The following is a 12,845-nucleotide window of genomic DNA, read 5'->3' as shown; positions in this document are numbered from 1 at the left end:
AAGTTGCCGCCCGAATCGCCGGAATCGCAGCAGGTTCTCCGCATTCAACGCCGACCCCCAGGGGACGTGAGGCGATGCGGGCGGACCGCGGCTCAGGGGGGTGGCCCGGGACGCCCGGGCCCGGATCGGGGAGGATGACCCCGTGCACTCCGACCCCGCCGCCCCGACCGCCGACCGTGAGCTGATCGCCGCGCTGCGCGCCGATCTGGCGGGGGCGGACTTCACCGTCGACGGGGTGGAGGACCTGCTGGGCCCGATGGCCGCCGCCGCGCTGCACCGCGAGGAGCCGCTGCCCGCCCTGCGCGCCACCGGCGACCGCACCGACCCCCGCGCGGCCCTGATCCGCGCCTTCGTGCTGGGTGCCGAGGTGACCCGCGCCGCCCTGGACGCCGCGCTGCCCACCCTGGGATCGTCCGGCGCGGAGCGGCTCGGGCTGGTCGAGGGTGACGGCGATGCGGTCCGGGCGCGGGTGGATCTGCGGCCGTACCAGGCGGCGGACGGTGCCGGCCAGGTGGACTGGTGGATCGCCTCCGACCTGGGCGAACTGGCCACCGGCGGGGCGTTGCGCGCCGATCACGTGCTCGGGGTCGGTGGCGCGTCGACCACGCTGGCGCAGGTGACCGTGCGGGACCCGCGCGCCCGGACCCTGGACCTCGGCACCGGCTGCGGCATCCAGGCGCTGCACGCCACCCGGCACAGCGCGCACGTCACCGCCACCGACATCTCCGCCCGGGCACTGGACTTCACCCGGTTCAACGCCGCCCTGGCCGGGGTGGAGCTGGACCTGCGGGCCGGGTCGATGCTGGAGCCGGTCGCCGGTGAGCGCTTCGACCTGGTGGTGTCGAACCCGCCGTTCGTGATCACCCCGCGCGGCCGGGAGGACGTACCGCAGTACGAGTACCGGGACGGCGGCCGGACCGGCGACGCGATCGTGCGCGAGCTGATCACCGGGGTCGGCGACGTGCTGGCCCCGGGCGGGGTGGCCCAGCTGCTGGGCAACTGGGAGATCCGGCGCGGCGAGGACTGGCACGAGCGGGTCGGCGCCTGGCTGGACGAGTCGGGGCTGGACGGCTGGGTGATCCAGCGGGAGAGCCAGGACCCGGCGCAGTACGCGGAGACCTGGATCCGGGACGGCGGCACCTCCCCGGACCGGGACCCGGCGGGCTGGCGGGAGCGGTACGGCGCCTGGCTGGACGACTTCGCGCAGCGGGACGTCGAGGCGATCGGCTTCGGCATCGTGGTGCTGCACCGGCCCCGGGACGGCCGGACCACCAGCCTGCGGCGGCTGGAGGAGGTGACCGGCACCGTGCGCCAGCCGCTCGGCCCGGTGATCTCGGCGGCACTGGCCGCGCACGACCGGCAAACCGCGCTGACCGACGCCGAGCTGTCCGGGCTGCACCTGCGGGTGGCGCCGGACGTGACCGAGGAGCGCTACCTGCGGCCCGGCGACACCGACCCGCAGATCGTGCTGCTGCGCCAGGGCGGTGGCTTCGGCCGGACCGTGCAGGTGGGCACCGCGCTGGCCGGCTTCGTCGGGGCGTGCGACGGGGACCTGTCGGTGGGCCAGATCGTCGGGGCACTGGGCGCGCTGCTCGGCGTGGGTGCCGAGGCGGTGGCGGCCGACGTGCTGCCCGAGGTCCGTGGCCTGCTGACGGACGGTCTGCTGCTGACCTGACTCCTGCACAGCCTGGCCACAGCCTCGTGCTACGGCCGCCCCAGGACCGCTCCTTAGCGTCGGGTCAGCGGCGCGGGTCGAGTGTGCGACTCCCCGCGTCATCGGACCGTCGTGAGGGAGAACATGCTGTCGCTGTGGAGGCGGACCCGCCCATGGGTGCGGATCGTGGGCCTGGTGGTGCTGCTCGGGGTCGCCGGGACGGGGGTGTACTGGTTCGGCTTCCGCAGCGACCCGGCCACCGCCGCCTCGGGTGAGACGACCTCCGCGGTCGCCGCCAGCACCACGACCTTCGAACAGTCGGTGTCGGCGTCCGGGACCCTGACCCCGGCGGTGCAGGAGAGCGTGAGCTTCGAGGTGCCCGGCACCGTCGCCTCGGTGGACGTCTCCGCCGGGGACACCGTGACCGCGGGCCAGCAGCTGGCCACCGTGGACACCCTGCAGCTGAACGCGGACCTGCTCGCCGCCAAGAGCGAGCTGGTCAGCGCCCAGGCCAACCTGTCCAACGCCCAGGACGAGGCGGACGGCTCGGACAGCTCCGACGCCCAGATCGCCTCGCTCGGCGCCCAGGTCGAGGTCGCCCAGGCCGCCTACGACCAGGCGGAGGAGGACATGGCGGGGGCGACCCTGACCGCCCCGGTCGACGGCCTGCTCACCGAGGTCAACGTCGAGGTCGGCGACTCGGTCGGCAGCAGCAGCAGCTCCACCGGCGGTTCGGCGGACGCCTCCACCGGGATGACCGGCATGACCGGCACCACGACGTCCTCCAGTTCGAGCTCCAGCTCCACCGCGCAGTTCGTGATCATCGGCACCGAGTCGTGGTCCGCGAGCGTCACGGTGGACGAGACCGACGTCGCGCTGATCTCGGTCGACGACCAGGTCGAACTGACCGGCGACTCGCTGGACGACACCGTCTACGGCACCGTCTCCGAGATCGGCCTGGTGTCCACCAGTTCCGGCGGGGTGGCGTCGTACCCGGTGACGATCCAGGTCACCGGTTCCCCCGAAGGCCTGCACGACGGCGCATCCGTCACCGCCGAGATCATCTACCAGCGGCGGACGGATGTGCTGGCCGTGCCGAGTGCCGCGGTGACCACGGAGGACGGCCAGACCGTCGTCAAGCAGGAGGGTGCTGACGGCGAGCAGGTCACCACCGTGGTCACCGTCGGCGAGACCTCGGGCACGATGACCGAGATCACCGAGGGCCTGTCCGAGGGCGACGAGGTGCTGGTCACGACGTTCACCCCCGGCAGCGGCAACTCCGAACAGTCCGGGGACCGCCAGCAGCAGGGCCAGATGCCCGACTTCGGTTCGGGTGAGATGCCGGAGATGCCGAGCGGCGGCCAGATGCCGCAGATGCCGCAGATGGGCGGTGGCAGCAATGGCTGAGCTGCTGCTGGACCGTGAGCCCGCCGGCTCGGGCACCCCCGGCGACCCGGTGATCGAGCTGGCCGGCGCCCGCAAGACCTACCGCTCCGGGACGATCGAGTTCGAGGCGCTGCGCGGCATCGACCTGCGGATCGGCACCGGGGAGTACGTGGCGATCATGGGCCCGTCCGGCTCCGGCAAGTCCACCCTGATGAACATCATCGGCTGCCTGGACGTGCTGACCGAGGGCGAGTACCGGCTGGCCGGTGAGGACGTCGGCGAACTCGACGAGGTCGACCTGGCCGAGGTCCGCAATCGCCGGCTCGGCTTCGTGTTCCAGCAGTTCCACCTGCTGCCCTCCCTGGCGGCCTGGCGGAACGTCGAACTCCCGCTGGTCTACCGCGGCGTTCCCGGCACCGAGCGGCGCGAACGGGCGGTGGCGTCGCTGGAGCGGGTCGGTCTGGGCGACCGGCTGGACAACCGGCCGGGCGAACTGTCCGGTGGCCAGCAGCAGCGGGTCGCCGTGGCCCGGGCCCTGGTCGGGGAGCCGGCGCTGATCCTGGCCGACGAGCCGACCGGCAACCTGGACTCGGTCTCCACCGAGGACGTGCTGGCGCTGTTCGACGAGCTGCACGCCGCCGGTCGCACCATCGTGCTGATCACCCACGAACTCGAGGTCGCCCAGCGCGCCCGCCGCATCGTGTTCGTCAAGGACGGCCTGGTGCAGTCGGACGAGGTGAATGCCCGATGAGCTGGGCCGAGACCTTCCGCACCAGCTGGTCGGCGGTGCGGGGGCACAAACTGCGCTCGCTGCTGACCGTCCTGGGCATCCTGATCGGGATCGCCGCGGTGATCCTCACCGTCGGCCTCGGACTGGGCACGCAGAAGGACGTCAGCGAGCAGATCAGCTCGCTGGGGTCGAACCTGCTGATCGTCACCCCGGGGTCCAGCACCGACTCGGACGGCATGCGCGGCGGCTTCGGCACCGCGGCGACCTTGACCCGGTCGGACGCCGAGGCGCTGGACTCGTCGGTGAACGCCCCGGACGTCGGCGCGGTCGCCCCGGAGAAGGAGACCTCCACCTCGGTCGAGGCGAATGACACCAACTGGACCACCTCCGTGGTCGGCACCACCGTCGACTGGCTGGACGTCCGGTCCCGCTCGGTGGTCTCCGGGGAGTTCTTCGAGACCGAGGACGACGACGCGGGCGCCCTGGTCGCGGTGATCGGCCAGACCACGGCGACCGAGCTGTTCGGCACCACCAACGTGGTCGGCCAGTCGCTGACCATCGCCGACACCACGTTCCAGATCGTCGGCGTGCTGAACTCCGCGGGGTCCAGCACCGACGCCGACCTGGACGACATCGTGGTGGTGCCGCTGACCACCGCCGCGAACACCATCTCCGGCGGGCTGGACCGCAACTCGCTGAGCACGATCTACGTCCAGGCCGCGTCCTCGGACCAGCTGTCCGCCGCGTACCAGGAGGCGCAAACCCTGCTGCTCAACCTGCACGGGATCACCGACGCCGACGCGGCCGACTTCACGATCGACTCGCAGGACTCGCTGGTCAGCACCGCCACGTCGGTCTACCAGACCCTGACCGTGCTGCTCACCGGCATCGCCGCCCTGTCCCTGCTGGTCGGCGGGATCGGGGTGATGAACATCATGCTGGTCTCGGTCACCGAGCGGACCCGAGAGATCGGCCTGCGCAAGGCGCTCGGCGCCCCACCGTGGGCGATCCGCCGGCAGTTCCTGGTCGAGGCCGCGGTGCTCGGCCTGGCCGGCGGATTGCTGGGCGCGGTGCTCGGCGTCGTCGGCGCCGTGACCCTGCCCTCCGCACTGGACACCTCGATCGTCGTCTCCGGGCTGGCGGTCGGCGGCTCGGTCGCCATCGCCATTGCGATCGGCATCGTCTTCGGGGTCTACCCCGCCACCCGCGCGGCGAAGCTCGCGCCCATCGACGCCCTGCGGTCGGAGTGACCGTGCCATCCCTGAGGAGAACCATGTTGACCACTCGTTCGCGTGCCCTGACCGTCCTGCCCGCCGCAGCCTCCGTCCTGGTGCTGCTCGCCGCCTGTTCCTCCGGCTCCGACGACGCCGGTGCGGCCGAGACCCAGGACACCGGCACCAGCAACGCCCAGCCGGCCGGCGGCGACCAGATGCCCGGAGGTGGCGGGGTCTCCGGTGAGATCGCCGCGGTCTCGGACGCCCTGATGCAGGTGCAGGGCGACGACGGCCAGACCGCCGTGGCCTGGGACGACGACACCACCGTCACCCAGACCGTGTCCGCCGCCCTGGCCGATGTCACCGCCGGGGTGTGCGTGACCGCGGTGATCGGCGACGACGACCTGGCCACCAGCATCGCGATCAGCCAGCCGGTGGACGGCGAGTGCACCGGCGGGTTCGGCGGCGGGATGTTCGGCGGTGGTGGCGGTGACCGGGAGATGCCCAGTGACATGCCCACCGAAATGCCGGACGACATGCCCTCCGGCATGCCGGACGACCTGCCGGAGGGCGGCGGCGGCTTCGGCCAGGCCACCTCCGGGCTGGTCACGGCCGTCGACGGCAGCACGATCACGGTGGACGTGGTGTCGATGACCCCGCCCGGCGACTCCGGCTCCGACTCCGCCGAACCGACCACCGAGTCCACCGCGGTCACCGTCTCCGACGCCACCACCTACACCACCAGCGTGACCACCGACACCAGCGCCATCGCCGTCGGGCTGTGCGTGCTGGCCCAGGGCGAGCAGGACGACTCGGGCCGGATGACCGCCACCAGCCTGGCGCTGTCCGACGCCGGCGACGACGGGTGCTCCACCGGCTTCGGTGGCCGCCCGCAGGGGATGGGGGACTCCGATGCGTGATCTGCTCCGCCGGCACCGCGCCGCCCCCACCACCGGCCGCCCCGGATCGGCCGCCGCCCGCCGCCGCGCCCAGCGCCGCCGCCGGCTGCTGACCGGCGGCGTGGCAGGTGCCCTGGTGCTCTGCCTGCTCGGTGGCGGAGTGGCGATCGCCAGCCGTTCCGGCTCCACCGGCCTGCGCACCGCCACAGCGAGCATCGACGGCGTCGACCAGACCATCGACACCACCGGCACGGTCGCCTCGACCACCCGGCTCGACCGGTCGTTCTCGGTCGCCGGCACCGTGGGCAGTGTCGACGTCGCGGTCGGCGACACGGTCACCGCCGGGCAGGTGCTGGCGTCGCTGGACGTCAGCTCGCTGCAGGAGGCGGTGGAGGACGCCGAGCAGGCGGTCGCCGACGCGGAGCAGAAGCTCGCCGACGACAAGGCCTCGCAGACCGGGTCCAGCTCGTCCACCAGCTCGGGGTCGTCCGGGACGTCGGGGTCGACGGGGTCCACCGGGTCGACGGGGTACAGCGGGTCGACGGGGTCGACGGGGTCCACCGCGTCGGCGGGGGTGCCGACCGGGAGCGGCTCCAGCACCGGCACCACTCCGGAGGGCTCCGGTTCCGGTTCGGGCTCGGGGGGCTCGGGGGGCTCGGGCGGTTCCTCGGCCGACACCGCCGCGGTCACCGAGGCCGTCGCCGCCGTGCAGCAGGCTCAGGAGGCGCTGCTCGCCCAGTACCGCACCGCGCAGGACGCCCTGGCCGCGTCCAGCACCGCGGTGACCGACTCCTCGACCATCTGCGAGCCGTTCCTGTCGGCGACGGACTCCGGGTCGGACTCCGGCTCCGGGTCGGACGACGGGTCCGAGGGTGGCTCCGACGAGGGCACCACGGACACCGGTACCACGGAGGAGTCGACCGCCCCAGCCGACTCCACCCCGGCCGACTCCGGCTCGACCGACCCGGACCCCGCGGCGACCGACACCGCCGAGACCGTCGCCCCGGCCGCCTACGTCAACGGCTCCGGCGAGACCGTCACGCTGGCCGCGGCCACCACCTCCACCGACGACACCGCCGCCGACCTGGTCGCCTGCCAGGAGGCGATCACCGCGGTGCTGACCGCCCAGACCACGGTGGACGAGGCCCAGCAGGCGCTGACCACCGCCGCGGACACCCTGAACGCCGCGGTCTCCGCCGCGCAGCAGGCGATCGCCGCCGCGTCCTCCGGCTCCGGTTCCGGTGGTTCCACCTCCGCCCCGGATGCCACGCCGGACACCACCACCAGCGCCCCGACCACCACCGACTCGGGTGCGGCGGTCAGCGGCGGGACCGGCTCCACCGACACCACCACCGGCTCCACCGGGTCGATGGACGCCTCGGCCTCGCTCGGCTCGCTGTCCTCCGGCACGGTCTCCGGCTCCGGCGGCTCGACCACGGCCACCGCCGCCGACCTGCTCGCCGACCAGGCGGCGATCGACCAGGCGAATGCCGACCTCGCGGTCGCCCAGGGCAACCTCGACCTGGTCGACCTCACCAGCCCGGTGGACGGCACCGTCGCGTCGGTCGCCATCGCCGCCGGCGACCAGGTCGAGGCCTCCTCCACCAGCGCGGTGATCACGATCATCGGCACCGACGGCTACCTGGTCTCCACCACCGTCTCGTTCAGCCAGGTCGATCTGGTCGAGGTCGGGCAGACCGCGAGCCTGTCGGTCACCTCGGTCGACGACGACGTCACCGGCACGGTCAGCTCGGTCGGGGTGCTGAACTCCTCCAGCACCTCCGAGCCGGCCTACACGGTGGAGATCGCGGTCGACGACCCGGACCTGACCCTGTTCAACGGGTCCTCGGCGCAGGTGTCGATCGCGGTCGCCGCGGCGGAGGAGACGCTTACCGTGCCGTCGTCCGCGGTCCACCTGGACGGCAGCACCGCCACCGTGCAGGTGCTGCGGGACGGCGAGGTCGAGGAGGTCGAGGTCGGGCGCGGCGCGGTCGGCTCCGAGCTGACCGAGATCACCGAGGGCCTGTCCGAGGGCGATGAGGTCGTGCTGGCCGACCCGAGCCAGGCCCTGTCCACCGGCGATGACGAGGAGTCGACCGGGCTGACCGGCCTGGGCGGCTCGTCCTCCGACTCGTCCGGCACCGGCGGCTTCACCCCGCCGGACGGGGGCTCCTTCCCCAGCGGCGGCCAGTTCCCGGGCGGCTTCACCGGCTGACCGGCCCACCCCGGCCCCGGCCCACCTCGCCGAGGGCGCAGTTCGCGTCGTTCCGCAGCCCGCGGAGCCGACCGGAACTGCGCCCTCGGCGTCGGCGACTAGGCTCCGGCAGGTCGGACCGCAGCGACCGGAAGGCCCCGCCATGACCCAGACCACCACCGGACAGCCCCGTGCCGCCGTGCTCGGCGGGGGCGTGATGGGCGAGGCGCTGGTCTCCGCCCTGCTCACCGCGGGGTGGGACATGGACGACGTGGCCGTGACCGAGCGCAGCGCGATCCGTGCCAACGAGCTGTCCACCCGCTACGGCGTCCGCTCCGCCGACCCGAACCCGAAGGCCGTCCGCTCGGCCGGCCTGGTGCTGATCTCGGTCAAGCCGCAGGTCGTGCCCGAGGTGCTGGCCGAGATCGCCGGCGCGCTCGCCCCGGGCGCCCTGGTGGTGTCGGTCGCCGCCGGTGTGCCGTTGGCGGTGTACGAGCGGGCGCTGCCGGAGGGCACCCCGGTGGTCCGGGTGATGCCGAACACCCCGGCGCTGGTCGGCAAGGGGGCCTCCGCGATCGCGCCCGGCCGGCACGCCACGGACGAGCACCTGGCGCTGGTTGAGCGGGCGCTGGCGGCCACCGGCCTGGTGGTCCGGGTGCAGGAGAAGGAACTGGACGCGGTCACCGCGATCTCCGGTTCCGGCCCGGCGTACGCGTTCTACCTGATCGATGCGATGGCCGAGGCCGGTGTGCTGCTGGGCCTGACCCGCGACCTGGCCACCCGGCTCGCGGTCGCCACCGTCGAGGGCTCTGCCGCCCTGGCCGCCCAGACCGGCGACCACCCGGTGGTGCTGCGCGAGCGAGTGTCCTCCCCGGGCGGCACCACCGTCGCCGGGGTGGCCGAGCTCGACGCCCACGGGGTCCGGGCCGGGGTGGTCGCCGCCGCCCGTGCCGCCCACGACCGGTCCCGCGAGCTGGGCGAGGCCGCCCGCGCCCGGGACTGAGACCGCCATGAACGCCCATCCCCGGCCGCCGGCGATGAGTGACGTCGCCGCCCTGGCCGGGGTGTCGCACCAGACGGTGTCCCGGGTGCTGAACGCCCACCCGAGCGTGCGCCCGCAGACCCGCGAGCGGGTGCTCGCCGCGATCGCCGAGCTCGGCTACCGGCGCAACAGTGCCGCCCGGGCACTGGTCACCCGCCGGTCCGGTGCTCTGGGCGTCCTGACCTCGGCGACCGGTCACCACGGCCCCGCCTCCACCCTGCTCGGCGTGGAGCGTGCCGCCCGCGAGGTGGGCTACTACGTCAGCGTCGCCGCCGTCGACCACTTCGAGCCGGACACCCTGCGCGCCGCCCTCGACCACTTCATGGACCAGGGCGTCGAGGGCGTGGCGATCATCGCGCCGCAGGTGGACGTCGCGGAGGCCGTGAACGCCTTCGCCGCCCCGGTGCCCACGGTGATGGTGACCTCCGGCGCCGGGCTGGACGACACCCGCAGCCACGACCCCGCGCACCGGCTGGTGAGCGTCGGTGTGGACCAGCGGGCCGGTGCCCGTGACCTGGTCCGCCACCTGGTCGGGCTCGGTCACCGGGAGATCGTGCACCTGGCCGGCCCGCAGGACTGGTTCGACGCCCGCGACCGGCTCACCGGCTGGCGGGAGGAGTCCTCGGCCGCCGGGCTCACCGTCCCGGAGCCGGTGCTCTGCGACTGGTCCGCCGACTCCGGTTACCGCGCCGCCCTGCGCCTGATCGCCGACGGCCTGCCCACCGCGATCCTGGCGGCGAACGACCAGCTGGCGCTCGGGGTGCTGCGCGCCTGCTGGGAACAGGGCATCGACGTGCCCGGGCGGCTGTCGGTCACCGGCTTCGACGACGAGGTCGGCGCCGGGTTCTACACCCCGCCGCTGACGACCGTGCGCCAGGATTTCGCCGCCCTCGGCCGCGCGGCGGTGGCGGCGCTGGTCGACTCGCTCGCCGGCACCCCGGTCGCCGACCTCACGCTCCCTGCCACCGTCGTCCTGCGCGCCAGCACCGCCCCACCCCACCCCTGACCCGCGCAGCGTCATACCTGACCCGCGCTGCGCCGCCCCGGGCGCGCCCCTGACCCGCGTTGTGTCGATCACCACCGACCCGCGCCGCGCCAGCCCCCACCCGCTGCCGAGGGCGCAGTTCGCGTTGGTCGCGCGCCCCTTGGGCCAACGCCAAGTGCGCCCTCGGCGCACGAGTGCGGAGAACCTGCTGCGGTTCAGGCGATTCGGGCGACAGGTTCTCCGCATTCGTGGCGTGCCCAGGAAGTCGCGAGCGGTGCCCGGGAGTCGCGAGTGGTGCCCGGGGCGGGCCTCGGCGCCCCGGCCCTGCGCGCCGCCCCCTCGACGGCGGCCCCATGTGAGCGTTAACATGAACCCCAGGCCATCGGCGTCCGCCGGTGGTCGCTGCCCGGCGCCGCACCCGGCACCGGCCCCGACCCGATGGAGGAACCCGCGATGGCGCAGGACACCACCTGGCTGGGCATCGAGCTCGGCTCCACCCGGATCAAGGCCTGTCTGATCGGCGCCGACCACACCCCGCTGGCCACCGGCTCGCACGCCTGGGAGAACCAGTTCGTCGACCGGCTGTGGACCTACGCCCTGGACGACGTGTGGGCCGGGCTGCGCGCCGCGATCGCCGACCTGTTCGCCGACGCCGCACGCAAGGGCGTCCCGGTCACCGGCATCTCCGGCCTGGGCATCTCCGCGATGATGCACGGCTACCTGGCCTTCGACGCCGACGACCGGCTGCTGGTGCCGTTCCGGACCTGGCGCAACACCAACACCGGCCCGGCCGCCGCGGAGCTGACCGAGCTGTTCGGCACCAACATTCCGCTGCGCTGGTCGGTCGCCCACCTGCACCAGGCGATCCTGGATGCCGAGCCGCACGTGCCGCAGCTGGACTTCGTCACCACGCTGGCCGGCTACGTGCACTGGCAGCTGACCGGTCGCAAGGTGCTCGGGGTCGGCGACGCCTCCGGCATGTTCCCGATCGACCCGGCTACCCACGACTACGACGCCACGATGGCCGCCGCGTATACCCAGGCCGACATCACCACTCTGTTCCCCCGGGTGCTGGTCGCCGGGCAGGACGCGGGCACCCTGACCGCCGAGGGCGCGGCACTGCTGGACCCCAGCGGCACGCTGTCCGCCGGCATCCCGCTCGCCCCGCCGGAGGGTGACGCCGGCACCGGCATGGTCGCCACCAACTCGGTCGCCCCGCGCACCGGCAACGTGAGCGCCGGGACCTCGATCTTCGCGATGGTGGTGCTGGAGCAGCCGCTGTCCGAGGTGCACCACGAGCTGGACCTGGTGACCACCCCGGCCGGCGACCTGGTGGCGATGGTGCACTGCAACAACGGCGCCTCCGAGCTGGGCGCCTGGGCGGAGGTCTTCGGGCAGTTCGCCGCGTCGGCGGGTCACCCGATGGACCCGGACGATGTCTACGGCGTGCTGTTCCGCGCCGCGCTGGACGGGGAGCCGGACGGTGGCGGCCTGATCGCCTACAACCACCTGTCCGGTGAGCCGATCGCCGGGCTGACCGAGGGCCGCCCGATGGTGGTCCGCACCCCGGACAGCACGCTGAACCTGGCGAACTTCGCCCGGACCCAGATCGCCGGGGTGTTCGGCACCCTGAGCCTGGGCATGCAGGTGCTGGCTGGGGAGGGCGTGGCGATCGACAGCATGTTCGCCCACGGTGGCCTGTTCCGGACCGCCGGGGTGGCCCAGCGCCTGCTCGCCGCCGCGATCGGTGCCCCGGTGGCGGTGGGGGAGACCGCCGCGGAGGGTGGCGCGTGGGGCATCGCCGTGCTGGCCGCCTACCAGGGCCAGGGCGAGGGTGCCTCGTTGCAGGACTACCTGACCGACCGGGTGTTCGGCGCCGCCCGGCTGGACGTCACCGACCCGGACCCCGTCGACGTTGCGGGCTACGCCACCTACCTCGACCGCTACCGCGCCGGGCTCGCCGCCGAGCGGGCCGCCGCCGACGCCCTCTGACCAGCCGCCGACCGACCCCACCGCAGCACCTGGAGATCCCATGCCGCTGACCGACTATCCCGAGCACGTCCGCGAGGCCGTCGCCGCCACCCGTGAGGTGGTCGCCCGCCTGCACGCCGAACTGCCCCGGTGGGGCCTGATCGTCTGGACCGCGGGGAACGTCTCCCAGCGGGTGCAGGTGGATCCGGCCGGGCCGTCGGAGGCCGATCTGCTGGTGATCAAGCCGTCCGGGGTGACCTACGACGAGCTGACCCCGGAGTCGATGGTGGTCTGCGACCTGGACGGCACCCTGGTGGACGGTGACCGTTCGCCGTCCAGCGACACCGCCGCGCACGCCTACGTGTACCGGCACATGCCGGAGGTCGGCGGGGTCGTGCACACCCACTCGACCTACGCCACCGCCTGGGCCGCCCGCGCCGAGCCGGTGCCGTGCGTGCTGACGATGATGGCGGACGAGTTCGGCGGCCCGATCCCGATCGGACCGTTCGCGCTGATCGGCGACGACTCGATCGGCCGCGGCATCGTCGAGACCCTGCGCGGGTCGCGCAGCCCGGCGGTGCTGATGCAGAACCACGGCCCGTTCACCATCGGCCCGGACGCCAAGGCCGCGGTGAAGGCCGCCGTGATGGTGGAGGAGGTCGCCCGCACCGTGCACATCTCCCGGCAGCTCGGCGACCCGCTGCCGATCCCCCAGGACAAGGTCGACTCCCTGTTCGACCGCTACCAGAACGTCTACGGCCGCTAAGGAG

10 protein-coding genes are annotated in these 12,845 nt (G+C 73.7%); all 10 read left to right on the top strand.

Going from position 1 to position 12,845, the window contains the following annotated elements:
* The first annotated feature begins 142 nt into the window (after positions 1–142).
* Positions 143–1,675: a DUF7059 domain-containing protein gene (locus HGA03_RS03255; RefSeq protein WP_239073595.1), complete on the top strand. Its 1,533-nt coding sequence runs from the start codon at positions 143–145 to the stop codon at positions 1,673–1,675.
* Positions 1,676–1,831: 156 nt separating this feature from the next.
* Entirely contained in the window at positions 1,832–3,061 is a 1,230-nt protein-coding gene (locus tag HGA03_RS03250) for an efflux RND transporter periplasmic adaptor subunit (protein ID WP_168628734.1), read from the top strand.
* The gene (locus tag HGA03_RS03245) at positions 3,054–3,791 is read left to right on the top strand and encodes an ABC transporter ATP-binding protein (protein ID WP_210732091.1); all 738 of its coding nucleotides are present in this window, start codon (positions 3,054–3,056) and stop codon (positions 3,789–3,791) included. The genes HGA03_RS03250 and HGA03_RS03245 overlap by 8 nt, the downstream gene beginning before the upstream one ends.
* Complete coding sequence (locus HGA03_RS03240) at positions 3,788–5,020, top strand: ABC transporter permease (RefSeq protein WP_168628733.1); 1,233 nt, start codon at positions 3,788–3,790, stop codon at positions 5,018–5,020. Before HGA03_RS03245 ends, HGA03_RS03240 begins: the two co-directional genes overlap by 4 nt.
* A gap of 23 nt (positions 5,021–5,043) precedes the next feature.
* Entirely contained in the window at positions 5,044–5,904 is an 861-nt protein-coding gene (locus HGA03_RS03235) for a hypothetical protein (protein WP_168628732.1), read from the top strand.
* On the top strand, positions 5,897–8,098 hold the full coding sequence (locus HGA03_RS19250) for a permuted SH3 domain-containing protein (protein ID WP_168628731.1): 2,202 nt from the start codon (positions 5,897–5,899) through the stop codon (positions 8,096–8,098). The genes HGA03_RS03235 and HGA03_RS19250 overlap by 8 nt, the downstream gene beginning before the upstream one ends.
* A 142-nt stretch (positions 8,099–8,240) precedes the next feature.
* A complete protein-coding gene (gene proC, locus HGA03_RS03225; RefSeq protein WP_168628730.1) occupies positions 8,241–9,080 on the top strand; it encodes a pyrroline-5-carboxylate reductase in 840 nt (279 codons plus the stop codon).
* Positions 9,081–9,087: 7 nt separating this feature from the next.
* Positions 9,088–10,125, top strand: a complete 1,038-nt coding sequence (locus HGA03_RS03220) for a LacI family DNA-binding transcriptional regulator (RefSeq protein WP_239073596.1) — start codon at positions 9,088–9,090, stop codon at positions 10,123–10,125.
* 432 nt (positions 10,126–10,557) lie between these two features.
* The gene (locus tag HGA03_RS03215; protein WP_239073597.1) at positions 10,558–12,096 is read left to right on the top strand and encodes a xylulokinase; all 1,539 of its coding nucleotides are present in this window, start codon (positions 10,558–10,560) and stop codon (positions 12,094–12,096) included.
* A 40-nt stretch (positions 12,097–12,136) separates the two neighbouring features.
* Entirely contained in the window at positions 12,137–12,841 is a 705-nt protein-coding gene (locus tag HGA03_RS03210; RefSeq protein WP_168628728.1) for an L-ribulose-5-phosphate 4-epimerase, read from the top strand.
* The last annotated feature ends 4 nt before the right edge of the window (positions 12,842–12,845 follow it).

Origin of the sequence: Cellulomonas denverensis (genome assembly GCF_012396125.1) — a bacterium.
In the GTDB taxonomy this organism is placed as follows: Bacteria; Actinomycetota; Actinomycetes; order Actinomycetales; family Cellulomonadaceae; genus Cellulomonas; species Cellulomonas denverensis.
This window is presented reverse-complemented; position numbering and strand designations above follow the sequence as displayed.

Bases quoted from the DNA above. Each gene is read 5' to 3' on its own strand.
- HGA03_RS03245 (WP_210732091.1), top strand. From the start codon at position 3,054: ATGGCTGAGCTGCTGCTGGACCGTGAGCCCGCCGGCTCGGGCACCCCC.
- HGA03_RS03240 (WP_168628733.1), top strand. From the start codon at position 3,788: ATGAGCTGGGCCGAGACCTTCCGCACCAGCTGGTCGGCGGTGCGGGGG.
- HGA03_RS03235 (WP_168628732.1), top strand. From the start codon at position 5,044: ATGTTGACCACTCGTTCGCGTGCCCTGACCGTCCTGCCCGCCGCAGCC.
- HGA03_RS19250 (WP_168628731.1), top strand. From the start codon at position 5,897: ATGCGTGATCTGCTCCGCCGGCACCGCGCCGCCCCCACCACCGGCCGC.
- proC (WP_168628730.1), top strand. From the start codon at position 8,241: ATGACCCAGACCACCACCGGACAGCCCCGTGCCGCCGTGCTCGGCGGG.
- HGA03_RS03220 (WP_239073596.1), top strand. From the start codon at position 9,088: ATGAACGCCCATCCCCGGCCGCCGGCGATGAGTGACGTCGCCGCCCTG.
- HGA03_RS03215 (WP_239073597.1), top strand. From the start codon at position 10,558: ATGGCGCAGGACACCACCTGGCTGGGCATCGAGCTCGGCTCCACCCGG.
- HGA03_RS03210 (WP_168628728.1), top strand. From the start codon at position 12,137: ATGCCGCTGACCGACTATCCCGAGCACGTCCGCGAGGCCGTCGCCGCC.